Here is an 18,690-nt window from a genome sequence, read left to right on the forward strand (position 1 = left end):
ATGGCAGATGCGGGCGATCGCCCAGAGACCTGGCAAGCAGCCTTCGAGCTGATCCGGACCCGCGGCTACGAGCATCGGGCCGAACCGTTCAAACTGGCCAGCGGCCAGCTCAGCCACGACTACATCGACGGTAAGTACGCCATCGACACCGGGGAACGGTTGACCACCGTCAGCCGCGCCATCGCCGACCTGGCCGTGCAGAGCGGAATCGAGTTCGACGCGGTCGGCGGGCTCACCATGGGTGCCGATTCGATCGCCATCGGTGTCGCGATGGTTACCGGTAAGGCCTGGTTCTCCGTGCGCAAGGAGCAGAAGTCACGCGGTCGCGAGCAGTGGATCGAGGGCACCAGGCTCGTACCCGGCACCCGGGTGCTGCTCGTCGACGACGTGATCAGCACCGGCGGCTCCACCGAGATCGCGTTGGAGCGCGTCGTCGCCGCCGGCGCCGTCGTCACCGGCGTGATCCCGATGGTGGACCGCGGCGATGTCGCGGCCAAGCGCTTCGCGAAGCGTGACATCGCATTCGCCGCACTGGTGACCTACCGCGACCTCGGCATCGAGCCCGTCAAGGACGTCTGACCTAAGCTGCGACCACCAGAACGCCACCCTGCTCCACCCCGACGGTGACCCGGTCACCCGGGGCCAATGCCCTGGCGGCCGAACCGGAGATCTGGGCGCTGATCACCGAGCCGTCCGGCATCGCAAGGTAGACCCGCGAGATCGGCCCGAGGAATGCCACCGAGCTGACCGTCGCCGTGCCCGCGGGTTCTGCGGTGACGGTGACGGCCTCAGGGCGCACCATCGCCAGTCCCCGACCCGACGTGATCGAACCGGGTAACGTCGGCAACACAGTACCGAGCAGCTGTGCGCTGCCACTCGAGACCTGTACGGGCACTTTGTTGTTCAGTCCCACGAACTCCGCGACGAACGGGGTCGCCGGGTTCGCGTAAAGGTCCGCGGGTGCCGCCAGCTGCTCGAGCCTACCTTGGCTCATCACACCCACCCGGTCGGCGACGGCGAGCGCCTCCTCCTGATCGTGGGTGACGAACAACGTCGTGATGCCGACCTCGAGTTGCACACGGCGGATCTCATCGCGCAGCTGCGCGCGGACCTTAGCGTCCAGCGCCGAGAGCGGCTCGTCGAGCAGTAACACCCGCGGCTGGATCGCCAGCGCGCGAGCCAGTGCCACTCGCTGCTGCTGCCCACCTGACAACTCGTGCGCATACTTTTGCTTATGTGCGCCCAGCCCGACCAGGTCCAGCATATTGGTTGCCTGAGAAGTCCTCTCGCGCTTGTCTTTTCCACGCATCTTCAGTCCGAAGGCGACGTTGTCGATCACAGTCAGATGCGGAAAGAGGCTATACGCCTGAAACACCATGCCCATATCGCGCTTGTTGGCGGGTATGCGGCTGACGTCGCGCCCGCCGACCGATACGGCGCCCGAGGTCGCATCGTCGAGACCCGCGAGAATGCGTAGCGCAGTGGTCTTCCCGCAACCCGAAGGTCCAAGCAACGCAACGAGTTCGCCCGCTTCGATGTGCAGGGTGAGCCCATCGAGGGCCTTGACGTCTCCGTAGACCCGCGTCAGATCGGTCAAGTCGACGGCCGTGTTCGCGTTCATGCAGTCACTCCTTGGACACGCCTGCGCCCCCGTGTCACCAGCGACAGCACGAGTAGCAGGACGAAGCCGAACAACAACACCGCCAGCGAGGCGGCCACCGACGTCGGGCCGTCGGTCTTGCCTATCGTCACGATCTGTACCTGCAGCGTCTCGAATCCGGACAGCGACGCGATGGTGTACTCGCCGAGCACCACGGCGATCGAAATGAAGGCAGCGGAAACGATTCCCGACCAGATGTTGGGCACCACGATCCGCAGTATCGTCGTCGCCCACCCGGCACCGAGTGAGCGCGCCGCCTCGGTGAGCGTCTGCAGGTCGATCGACGACAGCGCCGCATCCAGTGCGCGGTAGGCGAACGGGAGTACCAGCACCACGTAGACGAACGTCAGGGTCAGTGCGGATTCGCCGAGAAAGTACGTCACCCAGAGGTACACGTTGCGCAGACCCACGACGATCACCAGGGCGGGAATCGTCAGCGGCAGTAGGCACAGAAACTCCACGGCGCCCTTGGCCCACGGTGCCCGCAGCCGCACCCAGATCATCGTCGGCACCAGGAGCACCAGCATGGTGACGACCGTGAAAACGGCAAGCAGCAGCGAGATCACGATCGCCTGGTACAGCGCGTCGTCGGTGACCAGATTGGCCCATGCCTGCCAGGTGCGGCCATCGCCGATGAGTCGGCGGGTGGAGAAGTCGGCCATGGCGTACAGCGGAAAGAGGAAGAAGAGGCCGAAGAGCACCCAGAGTGCCGCTCGCATCACCCGTTTCATCGCAACCACCGCGCTGTGCGTCGCACCAGAACGTTGTAGGCCGTCATCACCACCGCGACGACGACGATCATCTCGAGTGCGAGCGCGTACGCGAACCCGGCTTGGCCGAGGACGACCTCACTGGTCAACGCGGAGCGGATGAGCAGTGGGACGATGGGGCTGCCCTGGCTCACCAATGCGGCCGCAGTCGCATAGGCGGCGAATGCGTTGGCGAACAACAACAACGCCGAGCCGAGGAATGCGGGCGTCAGCAGCGGAACGACCACCTCGCGGAAGTACTGCCACCGCGATGCCCCCAGGCTGGCGGCGGCTTCGCGCCACTGCGGACGCAGTCCTTCGAGCGCCGGCAGGAAGACGATCACCATCAGCGGGATCTGGAAGTACGTGTACACCAAGGTCAACCCGACGAGGCTATAGAGCCATCCCGAGCCTGCCAGGTTCCAGCCGAACGCCTGCTGCACCCACACCGTCAGCACGCCGTTGAGGCCGACGGTCGCCAGGAACGCGAATGCCAGTGCCACACCGCCGAACTGGGCCAGCACGCCGCACAGCGAAATCACTGCCCTTCGCACCATCGATGTGGGCGGGCTGCTGACGATCAGCCAGGCCAGTACGGCACCGAGAACCGCACCGATGATCGCCGTGCTCGCCGACAACAGCACGCTGGATCCCAGCGCCGTCAGCGCGGTCGACGAGAACAGAGCACCGATGCGGTCGAAGGAGAACGAACCGTCGGTGATGAACGCGTTGACGATCACCGTCACCGTCGGAATGGCCAAGAAGACGGTGACGACAGCGAGGAACGGCAGCAGCGGCAGAGCTTCTGTCAGTCGTTTGGATCGAAGGGTTGCGCCCTGCACGTCAGCCGATCGCTTCGGCCCAGTTGTCGGCGAGATAGGCGGTGGCCCTGTCGGTCTGGTCCGGACTCGGCACGGTGACCGGACCGTCGATGACCGGAATCGCCGCCGCAACCGCCTCGTCGAGCGTGCCCGAGGCCAACATGTTGTCGGCGCGCACAGGACGCACACCACCCGCGGCGTAGAGGTTCTGCCCCTCGTCGCTGAACAGGAACTCCTGCCACAGACGCGCGGCGGCGGGATGCGGCGCATCCTTGTTGATCGCCTGGTAGTAGTAGCCCGCAACAGCGTGGTTCGGCGGCACCACCACCTGCCACGACGGCAGCTTCTTGGTCTCGGTCGCGTTCAAGTAGTTCCAGTCGATGACCACCGGAGTCTGCCCGGATTCGATGGTGGCCGGAGTCGGGTCGACGGGCAGGAAGTTGCCCGCCTCCTTGAGCTTGCGGAAGAACTCCACACCCGGCGCGATGTCGTCGGCGGAGCCGCCCTGGGAGAGCGCAACCATCAACACTCCGGAGAACGCGGCACCGGCCTGAGTCGGGTCGCCGTTGAGCGCCACCTTGCCGTTGTACTCCGGCTTGAGGAGATCGTCGACCGAGGTGACGGGTGGCACCTTGGCGGAATCGAAGCCGATCGACATGTAGCCGCCGTAGTCGTTGACCCAGGCACCTTCGGCGTTCTTGTAGGCCGAGGGGATGTCGTCCCACACGGACACCTTGTAAGGCGCGAACATCGACGTGTTGGCCAGCGCCACCGACTGACCGAGGTCGAAGACGTCGGGCGCGGTGCTGCGGCCCCGCTGCTGGTTGGCGGCGTTGATCTCGTCCTGGCTCGCGGCGTCGGGCTGTGCCGAATTCACCCGCACGCCGTACTTGTCCTCGAACGCCTTGATGATGGCGGCGTAGTTGGCCCAATCAGGCGGCAGCGCAATGACGTTGAGCTCACCCTCCTTCTTGGCCGCTTCGACGAGGCCGTCCATACCGCCGAAGTCCTCGGCTGACGTGGCCTCGCGGGCATTCACGCCGGACTCTGTCTGCTCTTCCGGGCCGTCCTTCTGTGGCGGTGCGCAGCCGATCAGGCCGGTGAACAAAAGGACCGATGCGGCCGTGGCCGCCATGAGACGTGAGGACTTCATTGCCGAACCTTCCGATGGCAGGGAAGCGGCGCAGTGGCGCGGAGATGACGGCACGGCGACGCGGCATTGAACGAATGCATACGCGGCGCTCGACCCTACCGAACCGATGCCGCCGGGGTAACCGTTCACCCGACTTCGGTTGTCGCACATATGCGCAGGTACAGGGATAACATCGGAATGTGGCTGAACGCGAAGCCTCGGGGGACTTCGAGTACTTGATCGGCGACCTGACCGAAGCGACCCCGGGATCCGACGTGCCGGATGCCGATGACGCGCCGGCAGAACCGGTAGCGGACCAGGACACCGGGTCGTTCGACGCGTTCGACGCGGACACCTGGTACTTCGAGCCTGCCCCGCCGCCCTGGTACCGCCGCACGCAGGCGCTCCTCGTTTTGATCGCCAGCGCGGCCGCCGCGGCGGCCCTCGTGATCGCCGCAGTGCTGTTGATCGTTGGGTGACGCGGCGAGACGACAACGTCGGCCATAACAGAATCGGGCGGGAGACTGTCGCCTCCCGCCCGATGCACGTCCCTGATCAGCGGTTCCCGTGATGCCGATGCCACGCGCTGCCGTGGCCGCCGTAGCCGTAGCCGTAGTACGGGTACTGGAACTGGCCGGCCTGTAGCGCGGTCAGCCCCGGCGTGGCGGTGATCTGTGCATTGCCTGGCCTCTCGACTATCGTCGCACCACCGGTGTCGGTGACCGTGCCGCTGGGCGCCGCGGCCGCGACCGGGGCGAGTCCGATGGCTCCCGCAGCCGCAGCCATGGCCATGGCCAGCGTCGCAATGAATCGAGTCTTCATTGCATCCTCCTAATTCTCCCGAAACTGGACATTCAGTTTCAGTGGATAGAACGCTGTGGTCCGCGCGAATAAGTCCGGCAGGAGAGAGTCTGCTACGTCACAACCCGGACCCACAGCGCGTCGATTGCCTCGAACGCGTCGCTCAGGCTTTCAGCTGCAAGGGGTTTGAGCTCCGCCATGGCGGGATTGACGTCGGCCATCGTCAGCTCGGCTGTGATGAAGCGGGGCGACAGACCCGTCATCGACACGGCATGGGGCAACCACGATTCAGCGTGATCCCATCCCTCGCGCGGTGTGCCGGGGCCGTACCCGCCACCGCGGCTCTCCAGGACGACGAACTCGGTGTCGCCGAGCAGACCCTTCCCCGTCTCGCTGTCTATCGACAGACCGGGCGCCACGATGTGGTCCACCCACGCCTTGACGGTGCTCGGCGGGCCGAAGTTGTACAGCGGAAGCCCGAGCACGATCGTGTCGGCACGCTTGATCTCATCGACCAACTCGACCGTCAACGCGGGCGAAGTCGGATCACCGAGGTGCGGAATTGGATCGGATGCCAGGTCGCGATAGGTGACGGTGCCATCTGAGTGGGTATCGCGCCATCGCTGTGCGGCACGGGCGGTGAGGCGCCTGCTCACCGACTGCTCTCCCTGGACAGAAGAATCGATGTAAAGCAGTTGGTTCATCAATCTCCCCTTCATAGATAATTTGTATCGTACAAACTATCTATACCAAGTTGATCGTTGATGTATTCCCGTAACCTGGACTCGTGCCCGAACTGTCTGCGCCGCTGCTCGTGCACCTGGCGCGGCGCATGCAGACCGAGGCCGAAGTGGAACTGGCGGCGTTCGGTCTGCGCGCCCGGCACGTCATCGCCCTCACTCTGCTGCGCGACCTCGGCGAGCAGAACCAGTCCGATCTGTCCGCGATGCTCGGTGTGGATGCGACGAATGTGGTGGCGCTGCTGAACGAACTCGAGGCCGACGACCTCATCGAGCGCAGGCGCTCGACAGAAGACCGACGCAGGCACACCGTGACGCTCACAGCCGCGGGCAAGGGCAAACTCGCCGAGATCGAGACGAAGCTGTCGGTGGTCGAACACCATGTTCTGGCCCCACTGAGCGACGCTGAGCAGCACGACCTCTACATGCTCCTCGCGCGCGCCACCGCAAGCCCGACATGCGCCGAAGTGCTTCCCACTGCGCAATCGTGTGTCGAGCAATCGGAATAGTCTGGACCCATGGCCGAAATCGACCCCGCGGCCCTGTTCGCCCAATCGCCGGTCGCGATGCTCGCCACGGTCGGTCTGGATGGCGCGCCACATCTGGTGCCTGTGGTGTTCGCCGTGAACAACGACCGCGAGCAGCCCGTCGTGTACACCGCGGTCGACGCCAAACGTAAGTCCACCAAACGGCTGCAGCGGCTGACCAACATCGAGGCCAACCCGCGGGTCAGCCTGCTCGTCGATCACTACGACGAAGACTGGACCCAACTGTGGTGGGTGCGCGCCGACGGCGTGGCCGAGATCCACCAGAGCGGCGACGAGATGGCCGGCGGCTATGCGCTATTGCGACGCAAATACGTTCAGTACCAGAGGATTGCGCTGGACGGGCCCGTCGTGACGGTCACCGTGGCGCGATGGTCCGCGTGGCAGGCGTGATGCGAGTGCTCTGAGCTCTTGTGCTCGGTGCAGGTTGTAGAGAATTGTGGGTTGACAGATCCGATGGGAAGCACCGTCGCTTCCCGGGAGGGAACGTCATGGCTGACAAGACAACTTCCCAGGCTTCAGGCGCCCCCACCGCGGACAGTCCGGCCGCCATCCGCAATGTGGTGCTGGTGGGCCCATCGGGTGGCGGCAAGACGACCCTCGTCGAGGCACTGCTGGTCGCCGCCGGAGTCATCAACAGACCGGGATCGGTCGTCGACGGAACCACCGTTTGCGATTGCGACGAGGCGGAGATCTCCCAACAGCGCTCGGTCGGTCTCGCGCTGGCCTCGTTGGAGCACAACGGGGTCAAGGTCAACCTGATCGATACACCGGGTTACGCCGATTTCGTCGGTGAACTCCGGGCCGGTCTGCGGGCGGCCGACTGCGCGCTGTTCGTCATCGCGGCCAACGAGGAGATCGACCAGCCGACCAAGTCGCTGTGGCTGGAATGCAGTCAGGTGGGCATGCCCAGCGCGGTCCTCGTCACGAAACTCGACCATGCCCGCGCTAACTACGACGACGCCCTCGCCGCCGCGCAGCAGGCGTTCGGCGACAAGGTGCTGCCGCTGTATGTGCCCGCCGGCGAGCCGTGCGCCGGCCTCATCGGTCTGCTCTCGCAGACCCACTTCGAATACGCCAACGGCAAGCGCACCGCATCCCATGAGCCCGCCCCGTCCTACGGCGACGCGCTCACCGAGATGCGCGGCAGGCTGATCGAGGGAATCATCGAGGAGTCCGAGGACGAAACGCTGATGGAGCGCTACCTCGGTGGCGAGGAGATCGACCAGTCGGTGTTGATCGAGGATCTGGAGAAGGCCGTCGCGCGCGGGTCGTTCTTCCCGGTGATCCCCGTGTGCAGCACGACCGGCGTCGGCACCCTCGAGCTGCTGGAGGTCATCACCAGCGGCTTCCCGTCTCCGCCGGAGCACCAGCTTCCCGAGGTGTTCACCCCGCAGGGCAAGTCCCGCAACAGCCTGCCGTGTGATCCTTCGGGGCCGCTTCTCGCCGAGGTCGTCAAGACCACCTCGGACCCCTATGTGGGGCGCGTCAGCCTGGTGCGGGTGTTCTCCGGAACCATCTCCCCCGACGCGACAGTGCATGTGTCCGGCCACTTCTCGTCGTTCTACGGCACCAATGGCTCCGCCCCTACCCACGCCGACCATGACGAGGACGAGCGCATCGGCGCACTGTCGTTCCCGCTCGGCAAGCAGCAGCGACCGGCGCCGACGGTGGTGGCGGGCGACATCTGTGCCGTCGGGCGGCTGTCCCGCGCCGAGACCGGCGACACGCTGTCGGCGAAGTCCGACCCGATGGTCCTCAAGCCGTGGACCATGCCCGAACCACTGCTGCCGATGGCCGTGCAGCCGCATGCCAAGACCGACGAGGACAAGCTCGCGGTCGGGCTGCAGCGGTTGGCGGCCGAGGACCCGACGCTGCGCATCGAGCAGAATCCCGAAACGCATCAGATCGTGTTGTGGACCATGGGCGAAGCCCATGCCGGTGTCGTACTCGACGCCCTGTCTCGCAGGTACGGCGTCGCCGTTGACGCCGTCGAGCTACGGGTGCCCCTGCGAGAAACTCTCGGCGGCAAGGCCAAAGGGCATGGGCGACATGTCAAGCAATCGGGCGGCCACGGCCAGTTCGCGGTGTGCGACATCGAGGTGGAACCGTTGCCGGAGGGCTCGGGTTTCGAGTTCGTCGACAAGGTCGTCGGCGGTTCCGTTCCGCGCCAGTTCATTCCGAGCGTCGAGAAGGGCGTTCGCGCCCAGATGGAGAAGGGGCTACTCAATGGGGCGGGCGCAGGCTATCCGGTCGTTGACATCCGGGTGACGCTGTTCGACGGCAAGGCGCACAGCGTCGACTCATCCGACTTCGCGTTCCAGATGGCAGGTGGACTGGCGCTGCGCGAGGCGGCCGCGGCGACCAAGGTGAACCTGCTCGAACCCGTCGACGTGGTCTCGGTCGTGGTGCCCGACGATTTCGTCGGCGCGGTGATGAGCGACCTCGCAGGCAGACGCGGCCGCGTGGTGGGCACCGACAAGGTCGGCGAGGACCGCACCGTCGTGAACGCTGAGATTCCCGAAGTGGAGTTGACCCGGTACGCGATCGACCTACGTTCCCTGGCGCACGGCGCCGGATCCTTCACGCGGTCCTTCGCACGCTATGAGCCGATGCCCGAACAGGCCGCGGCCAAGGTACGGGCCTCCGCGTAGCTCACTGCCGCGCGATGTAGTAGTGCAATGCGAAGTAGACCTCGCGCACCAGCATCGGGAGCTGTGTGCCGAGGGTTCGGTAGCGGGTGGTTCGCGTGGGCGACGGGTGCGCGTCAAGCCCTAGGTCCTCGGCCATCCGCATGGCACGGCGCATGTGCAGCGGATCGCTGACGATGAGCACTCGGTTGACATCATGTTCGGCAAGCCGCGGCCGGGCGAAGACCAGATTCTGCTTGGTGGTGCGCGATTGCGTCTCGATGAGAAGACGGTCCGCCGGAATGCCGGCGCCGATCAACCAGTCGCGTCCGGCCTCGGATTCAGCGAGCTTGTCGCCTTGCCCGAGCCCACCCGTCACGACGATCCAATCGACCTGTCCAGATCTGAACAGGTCGGCCGCGTGCCGCAATCGCTCCTCGAACACCGGAGACGGCTCATCGTCATCGACTGCCGCGCCGAGGACGATCGCGGCATCCGCCGGCGCCGCGTCGGATTGCCCGCTGAAGGCGACGATATCCACGGCGAGGCTGACGACACCCACCAGAAACAGCGCCAGGGCCATCGCGATGCCTCGGCCGCCCACGGACTGCACCACGCCACGCTACCGGGCCCTATGGGGGTTAACCGGTAGTGCGGGTTTCGGTTATCGCCACCTCCGATGGGTGCCAGCTGTGCAGACACCGCGTCGTCGGCGCGGAAAAGTCCCATTCGTGCCTGAAAACGATGCGCTGCTAACCGCCCGCTTCGAGCGGGACGCGATTCCACTGATTCACGAGTTCTACCGCCACGCGCTGAAGCTGACCCGCGATCCCGCCGACGCTGAGGACCTACTGCAGGAGACGGCGGCGAAAGCGTTCGCCGGCTTCCATGGGTTCCGCGACGGCACCAACCTAGGTGGCTGGCTGTACCGGATACTGCTCAACAGCCACATCAGCTCGTACCGAAAGCAACAACGGCGTCCCGCCCAGTGGCTGACCGACGAGTTCACCGACGGACAGTTGGTTGCCGAGGCCAGACACTCCTCCGGCGGGCTGAGGTCGGCCGAGGACGAAGTACTCGACCTGATCGGCGATGACAACATCCAGACGGCGATGCACCAGCTGCCCGAGAAACTGCGCACCGCGCTGTACTACGCCGACGTCGTAGGCCTCCGTATCAACGAGATCGCCGAACTCACCGGCGCGCCTGCCGGGACGGTGATGACGCGCGTACATCGTGCGCGGCATCGGCTGCGGGGCCTGCTGGCCGATGTCGCCAGGGCTCGCGGCTACGCCCTCGATGAGGCCGCGTAGCCAACGCCAACAGGAGGTGACGAATGAACGCAACAGGTTTCGACCGCCGACAACCGGGACGTTCCGTACACCCGCGTTCGGTGATGAACGCCACGACCGCCAGAGCGCTGCTCGCACACCTGACCACGACGTTGGTGCTCGGCGCCGTCACACTGCTCGCCGTCTGGCAGTTCATGTTCGACGGTGCCACACACTAGCTGGGCGGGTCGCCCGTCACCGCCGCCTTGGCGTCGCTGAGAGACGAATGTAGCGACAGGATCTGGTTGAGCCCCGTCAGCTCGATCGGCCGGCTCGTCGCGGGCCCATCCGCGACCACTGCGAACCTTGCCGTCCCGTTGACGTTCTCGTGGGTGGCCACCAATGCCTGCAGCCCCGCCGAGGCGAGAAAGTCCACCGCCGACAGGTCGACGATCAACGCCGTTGGCCGCTGCGTCAGCGCGTCGGCGATGGCTGCCTCGAAGGCGGGAACCGTTGCCAGATCTATCTCGCCGGTGACTGACAGCACAGCGACGCCCTCGTCATAACTGACCGAGGTGGTGATCGGATCCTTGGCGGGCACGGCCGTCCTTAAGTCAGCGCCACAACTGGTCACGGCGGTGCGCCGAGCATAACCTGTTGCCGCCGGGCGATAGATCCTCACTTCGATACCGCGGCCCCAGATTTGCACGCTAGGGTCGAAACAGCTGGAAACAGCGCAAAAGCCGGGAGTGTGCGATGTCCGATCCGACAGGCGTGGCTAGCGCGAGCGTCTCGACCGAGGCCACCACGGTGTACGACAGCTACGTCGACGTGCTCGAGACCGGCAACGTGGAAGCGCTGCAGGACTACGCGCGATCTGTACGGGCAAATGCTCGCCAGTCGCAAGTCGACGATCGGACGCGATGGTGCCGACTGACTTCGTGATCGATATCAACAATGCCGACGACATCGTCTCCGCTCGCCAAGCTGGGCACGAACTCGCCCGCCAGCTCGGCTTCTCGTTGACAGACATCACGATGATCGCCACCGCGATCTCCGAGATCGCCCGCAACATAACCAGTTACGCCGGTCGGGGTCAGATGCGCGTGGGGGTTCAGCTTCGCGACGGCAGGCAGGCCCTGGTTGTGCGGGCCGAAGACGACGGCCCGGGCATCGCCGACGTTGACCGCGTGCTGGACGACGGATACTCCACCGGACGTGGGCTCGGGCTGGGTCTGCCCGGCGCGCGCAGGCTGATGGACCGGCTGCAGATCGAGTCGGAGCTGGGCAACGGCACCGTCATCGAGATGTGGAAGTGGATACCCGACAGTGCTTAGCCATGACAGATTCGGGCTGGCGCTGGCGGCGCGCCATCGGGGCATCTCATGACCGACCCGGCCAACGGTGACTTCTTCGTGCAGTATGCCGAGGCGCTGACCGCGTTCCTGAAGTCCGAGTCCCAGGCCAGCCTTGCCATCGGTCACGAACTCGGCCGGCGTGCGCTCAGCGAGCGGATGAGCATGCTCGACATCATCGAGAACCACGCGCGACTCGTCGTGGAGATCAAGCAGGACATGCCGATCGATCCCGATGCCCCGCTGCAGTTCCTGCTGCAGACACTGGCCGCGCTCGACGTGGCCACCCGCGGATTCCTCGACGGCACAAGGCGTTACGAACAGCAACGCGCTCGTGCGCAGGACCTCGCCGACCGCGACGAGTTTCGCGATGCGCTGGTGAATTCGCTGCAGGAAGGCTTTTTCGTCGCCGATCACACCGGTGCCGTCGTCGAGATCAATGACGCGTTCTCCGAGATCACCGGCTATGGCGCTGCCGAGCTACCGTACCCGCCGCCATACCCCTGGGTGGCCGACGATTCCGAGGCCGATGCGAAGCTGTCGGCACTGAGGGACGGGGGCAGAACCACCACCGAGACGTCGATCCGGCATCGCGACGGATCGCTTCGATGGGTGGCGCTGTCCATCAACGCCGTGACGAAGCAGGATGTCGAGCGCCGTGCCTACGTGGGAACCATCCGCGATATCACCGCCACGCGCGTCGTGGCCGAGCGCGAACGCGCCGTCGCACGGCTGGCCACTGCCGTGAGTGTAGCCAGGACCGTCGATGAGGTGTTGGCTGCCGCGCTGACGCAATCCCGCTCCCGGCTGGACACGCAACGCCTGATGGCAGTCGTGTGGCCGCAGGGCGAGGGCGACCCCGTCGTCCATACGGCCGGCGAGCCCAGCGTATCGAGATGGTCTGAGCTAGAAGAGGATTGGCGACGCACGTTCGACGATGCCCGTGACTGGTTGCCGTTGACGGTCGCCCCGGTCGGAGCCGCGCCAAGTGTGGGCACGACGCGCGGGTTCGTTGCCGTGACGTCGGGTGCGCGTGATGTCGTCGTATGCCTGGAACATCGGGTTCCGCGCCGGGTCAGCGACGAGGACCGCCTACTCGTCATGGCGTTGTTCGGTCATATCAGCCTGGCCATGCAGCATGTCCGGCAGTTCGAGATCGCGCGCGAGACGTCGCTGACGCTGCAGCGTTCACTTCTGCCTGCGAGCAAGCTGCCCGCTGGCAGTGCTGTGCGATATGAACCAGCGGAACCTCCGCTGGAGATCGGCGGCGACTTCTACGATGTGCTGCCCGTCGGCGACAACCGGATCGGCATCATCGTCGGAGATTGCGTGGGCCGTGGCCTGCCCGCTGCGGCGGTGATGGGTCAGCTCCGCGCATCGACGCGCGCCCTGCTGCTCACCGGCGCCGGCCCGGCCCAGCTTCTCGAGCAGCTCGATTCGGTGGCCGAGTTCATTCCAGATGCGTTCTGCGCCACGGTATTCGTTGCGATCGCCGATATCGACGCCCAAACCTTGCACTACAGCAGCGCCGGGCATGTACCGCCGGTGTTCGCCACCGGATCGGCGCCCCCGGAGCTGCTGACCGACGGCCACTCGCTGCCGCTGGCTGTGCACCGCAGCGAACCCCGGCCGCAGGCCGTACGCCCGTTGACGGCAGGCTCCACACTGCTGTTGTACACGGACGGCTTGGTCGAGCGCCGAGACCGATCCATCGACGATCAGATCGATCGAGTCGCCGAGGCGGTGGCCGAAACCGTCGATCTACCAGTCGAATCCGTGGCCGACGAGATCTTGCGCAGACTCGCTCCCGAGGCGGGATACGACGACGATGTCGCGATCGTGGTCTATCGATGCCCACCGTCGCCCTGGCACATCGAAGATGACGCGGATCCGCACCGTCTGAGCGACATCCGGCATCGGCTGGCTGCGTGGCTGAGCGCCAACGACATCGGCGAGCCGCTCGCCGACGACATCATCCTGGTCGTCAACGAGGCCTGCTCGAACTGTGTCGAACACGCGTACCGGGGCCGAGACCGGGGCCGCATGCGCATCGAGGCCGAGATCCGCGACGGCAACGTGCGAATCTGCGTCGTCGACTCCGGCACGTGGAAGACGCCGCCCGACGATCCCGGCACCCGCGGCCGGGGACTGCTGCTCATGCGCACCGTCAGCGATCAGGTCGATGTCAGAGGCACCGACAGCGGCACATCGGTGGAGATGTCCTTCCCGCTGACCACCGCGAACAGGCTGGCTAGCGCTCCCGGTTCGCGATAGCGGCCTCGAGTTCGGCTTCCAGCGCACCCTCTTCGCGGCCAAGGGCGACGGTCGCAGCGGCCATCGCGACGAGGGCGACGGTGATCGCAACGGCTTTGAAGCCGTTGACCGTCATGTGCTCGCCGAGCACGACGGCACCGAGCACAACGGCGATGAGCGGCTCCAGTACCAGCATCGTCGGCACCGAGGTCTGCAACGAGCCCGCATGAAACGCCGACTGCTGCAATAACACCGCGATGACCCCGATCACCACGAGCAGATACGGAGCAGGCGTGGTGAGGACCGCGCGAACGCCGTCGTGCGTCAGCATGTGCACCACGAGCTTGGTCAGCATCGCGACGACGCCGAACAGCACACCCACGGCCACCGCGAGAAGCACCGCACGTCGCCAGCCCGGGTTGCGGATCGCGACGAACACGCATACCGACACCGCCACTATGCACACCACCGCGACGATCGCCGTCAGCGGCACCGACGCCTCGTAATCGCCTGCGCTGGTCTTGGCCAAGAGCACGAAGACGGCCAACGAGGCGGTGAGTAGCAGCGCCCACAACCACTCAGCGCGGGTGACCCGGCGATTGGCCAGGCGTGCGCTGAGCGGCAGCGCGAACAGCAGAGCGGACACGAGTATGGGTTGGACGAGGAGCAGCGAGCCATAGGCCAGCGCGATCGCCTGGAAGGCGAAGCCGGCGACCGCGGCACCGGTGCCTGCCCACCACAGCGGTCGGCGGATCAGCGTCAGCACCATCAGGGCGCTCACGCCCTGTTCCTCGGGAACGTCCATGGTTGCCCGCTGCCGGACCACGATGCCGATGGCAAGGAAGAGCGCGGCGAGCAAGGCGAACAGCACCGCCAGACCATGGCCTACCAAAGGGGATCAGCTCCTCTTGAAACGTTACCGACCACAGCCGGACCACCCGACAACACCAACATATGGGGCGGCCCATGAGGTCACCGACTGCGCCCCCATGATCATCATCAAGTTTTGACCTCCGGTCGAGTGGGCATTAACCCGGCATGAATTTGCGACGGTTGGTTTTGCTGGCAGGGGCGGTCGTTTTGCTCGTCGGCGTCATCGGGCTGCTCATGCCCGTATCCGTGACGGGTCCCGAAGGCCAGAAGATCGGTTGCGGAAACGCGATCGCCGCCGATGATTCGGCGGCCCGCGAGGCGGACAACAACAATCCGGTCAACCTCCCGATCCTCAACGAGGTGATTCCTCACACAGACAATGTGGCGTTGTGCGCGTCTGCGGTGTCCGAGAGGCGTACGTGGTCCATTCCGGTCGCGATCGTCGGGCTGGTGGTGATCGCCGGAGGGTTCTTCGTCGGCGGACGCACGGGCAGCGCCCGGACCGTCTAGCTGGCTTCGCGACTGGAAACCAGATGTAGGCGGCTGGCGGCGGGCCGCCGATCCGGCGTCGACGCCGTCGACTCGGTCGGCGCGATCTTGTCGTTGACGCCGGCGACCACGGAGTCGACCCGGTCCACCGCACGGTCGCACAGCCCCCGGACCTTGTCGCCGGCCGTGTCGACATCGTCGACCGCGCTGCGCAGGTAGGCCCTGATGGTGAGGCGCAGCCGCTCACCTCTGGACCGCAGCCGGCGCCGAAGCCGATCATCAACCTCGACCGTGATGTAGGGCAGCACCCGAAGCTTCATGTACTCACAGTAACCGCGCTGGTCTGGGGAAGCGGCCTGGTCGCGGTCTCCCTCAGCGTCAGGACCGTGCCGAGTGAGATGACCGCCGCGATGATCAGGTAGATCGCGGGCGCCGTGTTGCCGGTCTGCGAGGTGAGCCAGGTGACGACGTACGGCGTCGTGCCGCCGAAACCGGCGACACAGATGTTGTAGCCGATCGAGAAGCCGCTGTAGCGCACGGTCGTCGCGAACATCTCGACGCCGGCCGACACGGCGGTCGACACATAGATCGACTCGATGGCCGCCAGCACGCAGTGGGCCGTGATCGCCGCGGCCAGCGACCCGGAGTTCAGCAGCAGGAACAACGGATAGGAAAGGACAACGAAGGCCACCGACCCGGCGATCAACATCGGCTTGCGCCCGATCCGATCCGACAGTGCGGCCAACGGGAGGATGAGCACCAGCGCCACGAATGTCGCCAGGGTCATGGAGGTGAACGCCTCGGTCCTGGAGAACTTCAGCGTCACGATCAAGTAGGACTGCAGGAATGTGAACACGACGTAGTAGCCGACGTTGAACACGATGAACAGGCCGATCACCTGCAAGATCGGCCGCCACGACGACGTAAGGGCCTCACGAAGCGGAGAGGAGGCCACCTGCTCGGTCCTGCTGAGTTCGGCGAACTGCGGGGTGTCGTCCAGGCGCAGTCGGATGTAGAGGCCGATCAAGCCCAGCGGCAGGGCCATCAGGAAGGGGATCCGCCAGCCGTAGACGTTCATCGCCTCGGCGGGCAGCAGCGCGGACAGCAGCGTCACCGTCACCGAACCGACCAGGAACCCGACGACGCCCGACCACGCCATGAACGTGATGGTCAGCCCGCGGCGCTTCTCGGAGGCGAACTCGGCGAGGTAGACCGCCCCGCCGCCGTACTCGCCGCCGGCGGAGAAGCCCTGAATACAGCGCAGTCCGAACAGCAGGAGGGGGGCCGCAACGCCGATCGAGGCATAGGTCGGAAGCAGGCCGATGGCGACAGTTGCGCCGGACATCAGCAGGATCACCACCGCGAGCACGCGCTGGCGTCCGATCCGGTCGCCCAGCGGGCCGAACACGAATCCGCCCAGCGGACGCATGAAGAAGGCAGCGGCGAAGATCGCGAACGTCTTGAGCAGCGCCGCCGTTTCGTCGCCCGCCGGGAAGAAGTTCGCGGCGATGAACGTCGCCAGGAATCCGTAGATGGCGAAGTCGAACCACTCGACGGCGTTGCCTATCGATGCACCGGTGACAGCCTTCCGCACATCACTTTGCATGACAGATCTCCCCGAATCTAAGCGTCCCGCTGAGCATTTCGCTTACAAACCCGCAGGTCATACCCGCAAAGATAGCGCGCTCCGCCTAGCGCTCCGCCCAGAACGGCCGCGTCACGAGCGCAACCAGCGCGAGCACGGTCAGCGGCGCCACCAGCGGCAACCACGGAAGCTCCAAAGGCAGCGACACCACCGCCAGGCCCACTGCGGTAAACCCCACGGCGCCAATGACCGTCGGTGCGGTGATGACCGCCGTGTGCCGGAGCACCAGATAGCAGGCGGCGCAGAGCCCGGACAACGCGGCGAGCATGGCCGGTGACTCGTTGAGCACCAGCGCGCCGGCGGCCAGCAGGACCGCAAGCGCCGCGGCCGGTCGAAAGACGTTGCCCATCAACACTGCAAGCGTTGCCAGGCCCGCCGCAATCAGCGCCGCGTCATCGGCCGCAACAGCGGATGCTGCGACCATGACCAGGCCGAAGGCGGTCGACAGTGCGCGGTTCATCGCCGCCTCCGCGCCGTGCGGCGATGATCCGGTACCAGCTGCATGGCCGTGTCGAGCGTGTCCGCCTCACGCCATGCCACGACGTCCACGCCGACGGTGCCCATGTCCCGGTACATGAATGACCGCTGCAGCGCCCACATCCGGGTGACGACACGATCGCATTCGTCCTCGAACGGCGCACCTTCGAGGACGTCGACGGCTACGACGGTGTGCCCGCGCTTGCGCAGGTCGATCAGCGCCAACGCGAACTCGGTGTCGAGCATCGTGGAGAACGCGACGATGATCGCCCCCGGTGGAACAGCGGCGCGAGGGGCCAACGTGCCCGGTGTGGTCTCGAACCCGCCGTCCACGGCGAGCACCGCGTCGAGCACGCGATAGAACTGCCGCCGCCCGATATCGGCGCCGAGCCAGCGTGGCTGACGGTCCCCGAGCGCGACGACGCCGGCCCGGTCACCGCTGCGCAGCGCGCTCTGCACGACCTGTACCGCGCCCCGTACGGTTCGGTCGGTGGCCTCGGTCGCGGGCCCGGCGGGCTGCGGATACTTGTCCACCAGCACCACCACATCGGCGGCGCGGTCGGTCAGTCGCTGCGTGACATGCAGGCTGCCCCGGCGTGCGCTCACCGGCCAGTTCACCGTGCGCAGTTGATCACCGGGTACGTAGCGGCGGACGTCTGCATACTCGACGCCGGGGCCGATATGCCGAGTCAGATGAGTGCCGAGGCGGTCGAGCAGCTCAGTCCGCGGAATCGACGTCGACTGCGGCGGTGCCATCGGGAACACGAATACGTCGGCGGCGTCGACGACGCCCGTACCCTCGAGCAACCCGCCCCGCGCGCCCACCGTGACCCGGCCCTGTATCGGGTACCGGCCCCACCGATCGGCGGCGACAACGACGGTGCTGCGCTGTCGGGATTCGATGTCTGTCTTCTCGATTCGCATCGCGGGTAGCACAGACACAGTGAGTTCGATTGCGTCGGAATCAGTCTCGGGTTCGGCAACCGCCGACACCTCCACCTGTGACTGTTCGGTCTCGAAACAGCGGTGCGTCCCGGGATCGGCACGCACGGTGACCGCGGGAACAGGACGCTGCCACCCGATCGAACACACGACGCCGAGCAACGGCGCCGCGAACGCCACGAGCTGCGGGAGCGAACCGATCACCGCCACGGCCAGCAGAATCGTCACACACGTGAGGATCATGAGTGTGAGTGGCGAAGGGCGCCAACGCAACTGCGCCTCAGTGCTGCGGGCCTCGATCACCGGG

General features: G+C 65.9%; 24 protein-coding genes. 11 read left to right on the forward strand and 13 right to left on the reverse strand.

All coding sequences use genetic code 11. The features are described 5' to 3' along the window. Positions 1 to 579, forward strand: coding sequence for an orotate phosphoribosyltransferase (pyrE, locus tag CSQ99_RS04270; protein WP_099037794.1), 579 nt, complete (start codon positions 1 to 3; stop codon positions 577 to 579). A 1-nt stretch (position 580) separates the two neighbouring features. On the opposite strand, the gene CSQ99_RS04275 is transcribed toward pyrE, so the two are convergent. The 4 genes from CSQ99_RS04275 to CSQ99_RS04290 are packed head-to-tail and all read right to left on the reverse strand — an operon-like array spanning position 581 to position 4,383. Continuing rightward, complete coding sequence (locus tag CSQ99_RS04275) at positions 581 to 1,621, reverse strand: ABC transporter ATP-binding protein (RefSeq protein WP_099037795.1); 1,041 nt, start codon at positions 1,619 to 1,621, stop codon at positions 581 to 583. Next, positions 1,618 to 2,391 carry an ABC transporter permease gene (locus tag CSQ99_RS04280; RefSeq protein ID WP_099037796.1) on the reverse strand — a complete coding sequence of 258 codons (774 nt, stop codon included), beginning with the start codon at positions 2,389 to 2,391 and terminating at the stop codon, positions 1,618 to 1,620. The genes CSQ99_RS04275 and CSQ99_RS04280 overlap by 4 nt, the downstream gene beginning before the upstream one ends. Then, positions 2,388 to 3,251, reverse strand: coding sequence for an ABC transporter permease (locus CSQ99_RS04285; RefSeq protein ID WP_099037797.1), 864 nt, complete (start codon positions 3,249 to 3,251; stop codon positions 2,388 to 2,390). The genes CSQ99_RS04280 and CSQ99_RS04285 overlap by 4 nt, the downstream gene beginning before the upstream one ends. Before the next feature lies 1 nt (position 3,252). Further along, positions 3,253 to 4,383 carry an ABC transporter substrate-binding protein gene (locus CSQ99_RS04290; RefSeq protein ID WP_099037798.1) on the reverse strand — a complete coding sequence of 377 codons (1,131 nt, stop codon included), beginning with the start codon at positions 4,381 to 4,383 and terminating at the stop codon, positions 3,253 to 3,255. A gap of 179 nt (positions 4,384 to 4,562) precedes the next feature. Here CSQ99_RS04290 and CSQ99_RS04295 point away from each other — a divergent pair, with 179 nt between their 5' ends. Further along, positions 4,563 to 4,841 (forward strand): hypothetical protein, encoded by a 279-nt coding sequence (locus CSQ99_RS04295; RefSeq protein ID WP_099037799.1) that lies wholly within the window; start codon positions 4,563 to 4,565, stop codon positions 4,839 to 4,841. A 76-nt stretch (positions 4,842 to 4,917) separates the two neighbouring features. Here the strand turns inward: CSQ99_RS04295 and CSQ99_RS04300 are convergent, their stop codons facing one another. Then, complete coding sequence (locus tag CSQ99_RS04300; protein ID WP_099037800.1) at positions 4,918 to 5,184, reverse strand: hypothetical protein; 267 nt, start codon at positions 5,182 to 5,184, stop codon at positions 4,918 to 4,920. A gap of 92 nt (positions 5,185 to 5,276) precedes the next feature. Continuing rightward, positions 5,277 to 5,867, reverse strand: coding sequence for an FMN-dependent NADH-azoreductase (locus tag CSQ99_RS04305; protein ID WP_099037801.1), 591 nt, complete (start codon positions 5,865 to 5,867; stop codon positions 5,277 to 5,279). 83 nt (positions 5,868 to 5,950) lie between these two features. Here CSQ99_RS04305 and CSQ99_RS04310 point away from each other — a divergent pair, with 83 nt between their 5' ends. The 3 genes from CSQ99_RS04310 (at position 5,951) to CSQ99_RS04320 (ending at position 9,102) form a co-directional block, all read left to right on the forward strand. After that, positions 5,951 to 6,412: a MarR family winged helix-turn-helix transcriptional regulator gene (locus CSQ99_RS04310; RefSeq protein WP_099037802.1), complete on the forward strand. Its 462-nt coding sequence runs from the start codon at positions 5,951 to 5,953 to the stop codon at positions 6,410 to 6,412. Between the two features lie 9 nt (positions 6,413 to 6,421). Next, positions 6,422 to 6,841, forward strand: coding sequence for a TIGR03668 family PPOX class F420-dependent oxidoreductase (locus CSQ99_RS04315; RefSeq protein WP_099037803.1), 420 nt, complete (start codon positions 6,422 to 6,424; stop codon positions 6,839 to 6,841). A gap of 98 nt (positions 6,842 to 6,939) precedes the next feature. Beyond that, on the forward strand, positions 6,940 to 9,102 hold the full coding sequence (locus tag CSQ99_RS04320) for an elongation factor G-like protein EF-G2 (protein ID WP_099037804.1): 2,163 nt from the start codon (positions 6,940 to 6,942) through the stop codon (positions 9,100 to 9,102). 1 nt (position 9,103) lies between these two features. Here the strand turns inward: CSQ99_RS04320 and CSQ99_RS04325 are convergent, their stop codons facing one another. Beyond that, complete coding sequence (locus tag CSQ99_RS04325) at positions 9,104 to 9,691, reverse strand: YdcF family protein (RefSeq protein WP_245908671.1); 588 nt, start codon at positions 9,689 to 9,691, stop codon at positions 9,104 to 9,106. A gap of 118 nt (positions 9,692 to 9,809) precedes the next feature. Between CSQ99_RS04325 and CSQ99_RS04330 the strand changes: the two genes are divergently transcribed. Beyond that, complete coding sequence (locus CSQ99_RS04330) at positions 9,810 to 10,391, forward strand: sigma-70 family RNA polymerase sigma factor (RefSeq protein WP_342746670.1); 582 nt, start codon at positions 9,810 to 9,812, stop codon at positions 10,389 to 10,391. Positions 10,392 to 10,414: 23 nt separating this feature from the next. Next, on the forward strand, positions 10,415 to 10,588 hold the full coding sequence (locus CSQ99_RS30905) for a hypothetical protein (protein WP_176560869.1): 174 nt from the start codon (positions 10,415 to 10,417) through the stop codon (positions 10,586 to 10,588). Here CSQ99_RS30905 and CSQ99_RS04335 read toward each other — a convergent pair. Continuing rightward, positions 10,585 to 10,950, reverse strand: coding sequence for an STAS domain-containing protein (locus CSQ99_RS04335; protein WP_099037806.1), 366 nt, complete (start codon positions 10,948 to 10,950; stop codon positions 10,585 to 10,587). The genes CSQ99_RS30905 and CSQ99_RS04335 overlap by 4 nt on opposite strands. 155 nt (positions 10,951 to 11,105) lie before the next feature. Here CSQ99_RS04335 and CSQ99_RS31810 point away from each other — a divergent pair, with 155 nt between their 5' ends. From CSQ99_RS31810 to CSQ99_RS04350, 3 genes are read left to right on the forward strand one after another with little or no spacing between them, the layout of a single operon-like run. Then, entirely contained in the window at positions 11,106 to 11,294 is a 189-nt protein-coding gene (locus CSQ99_RS31810; protein ID WP_425437777.1) for a hypothetical protein, read from the forward strand. Further along, on the forward strand, positions 11,273 to 11,686 hold the full coding sequence (locus CSQ99_RS04345) for an anti-sigma regulatory factor (protein WP_176560870.1): 414 nt from the start codon (positions 11,273 to 11,275) through the stop codon (positions 11,684 to 11,686). The genes CSQ99_RS31810 and CSQ99_RS04345 overlap by 22 nt, the downstream gene beginning before the upstream one ends. A 48-nt stretch (positions 11,687 to 11,734) precedes the next feature. Then, the gene (locus tag CSQ99_RS04350; RefSeq protein WP_099037807.1) at positions 11,735 to 13,978 is read left to right on the forward strand and encodes a SpoIIE family protein phosphatase; all 2,244 of its coding nucleotides are present in this window, start codon (positions 11,735 to 11,737) and stop codon (positions 13,976 to 13,978) included. On the opposite strand, the gene CSQ99_RS04355 is transcribed toward CSQ99_RS04350, so the two are convergent. Then, on the reverse strand, positions 13,956 to 14,849 hold the full coding sequence (locus CSQ99_RS04355) for a DMT family transporter (protein WP_099037808.1): 894 nt from the start codon (positions 14,847 to 14,849) through the stop codon (positions 13,956 to 13,958). The genes CSQ99_RS04350 and CSQ99_RS04355 overlap by 23 nt on opposite strands. Before the next feature lie 146 nt (positions 14,850 to 14,995). Between CSQ99_RS04355 and CSQ99_RS04360 the strand changes: the two genes are divergently transcribed. Continuing rightward, the gene (locus CSQ99_RS04360; protein WP_099037809.1) at positions 14,996 to 15,340 is read left to right on the forward strand and encodes an aminopeptidase; all 345 of its coding nucleotides are present in this window, start codon (positions 14,996 to 14,998) and stop codon (positions 15,338 to 15,340) included. On the opposite strand, the gene CSQ99_RS04365 is transcribed toward CSQ99_RS04360, so the two are convergent. The 4 genes from CSQ99_RS04365 to CSQ99_RS04380 form a co-directional block, all read right to left on the reverse strand. Continuing rightward, complete coding sequence (locus CSQ99_RS04365; protein WP_099037810.1) at positions 15,337 to 15,639, reverse strand: hypothetical protein; 303 nt, start codon at positions 15,637 to 15,639, stop codon at positions 15,337 to 15,339. The genes CSQ99_RS04360 and CSQ99_RS04365 overlap by 4 nt on opposite strands. Beyond that, a complete protein-coding gene (locus tag CSQ99_RS04370; RefSeq protein WP_099037811.1) occupies positions 15,636 to 16,925 on the reverse strand; it encodes an MFS transporter in 1,290 nt (429 codons plus the stop codon). Before CSQ99_RS04370 ends, CSQ99_RS04365 begins: the two co-directional genes overlap by 4 nt. Positions 16,926 to 17,010: 85 nt before the next feature. After that, positions 17,011 to 17,424: a hypothetical protein gene (locus tag CSQ99_RS04375; protein ID WP_099037812.1), complete on the reverse strand. Its 414-nt coding sequence runs from the start codon at positions 17,422 to 17,424 to the stop codon at positions 17,011 to 17,013. Further along, complete coding sequence (locus CSQ99_RS04380) at positions 17,421 to 18,626, reverse strand: DUF58 domain-containing protein (RefSeq protein ID WP_245908687.1); 1,206 nt, start codon at positions 18,624 to 18,626, stop codon at positions 17,421 to 17,423. Before CSQ99_RS04380 ends, CSQ99_RS04375 begins: the two co-directional genes overlap by 4 nt. Positions 18,627 to 18,690 lie beyond the last annotated feature (64 nt).

The sequence above is a fragment of the Mycobacterium neglectum genome (assembly GCF_002591975.1).
GTDB lineage: Bacteria > Actinomycetota > Actinomycetes > Mycobacteriales > Mycobacteriaceae > Mycobacterium > Mycobacterium neglectum.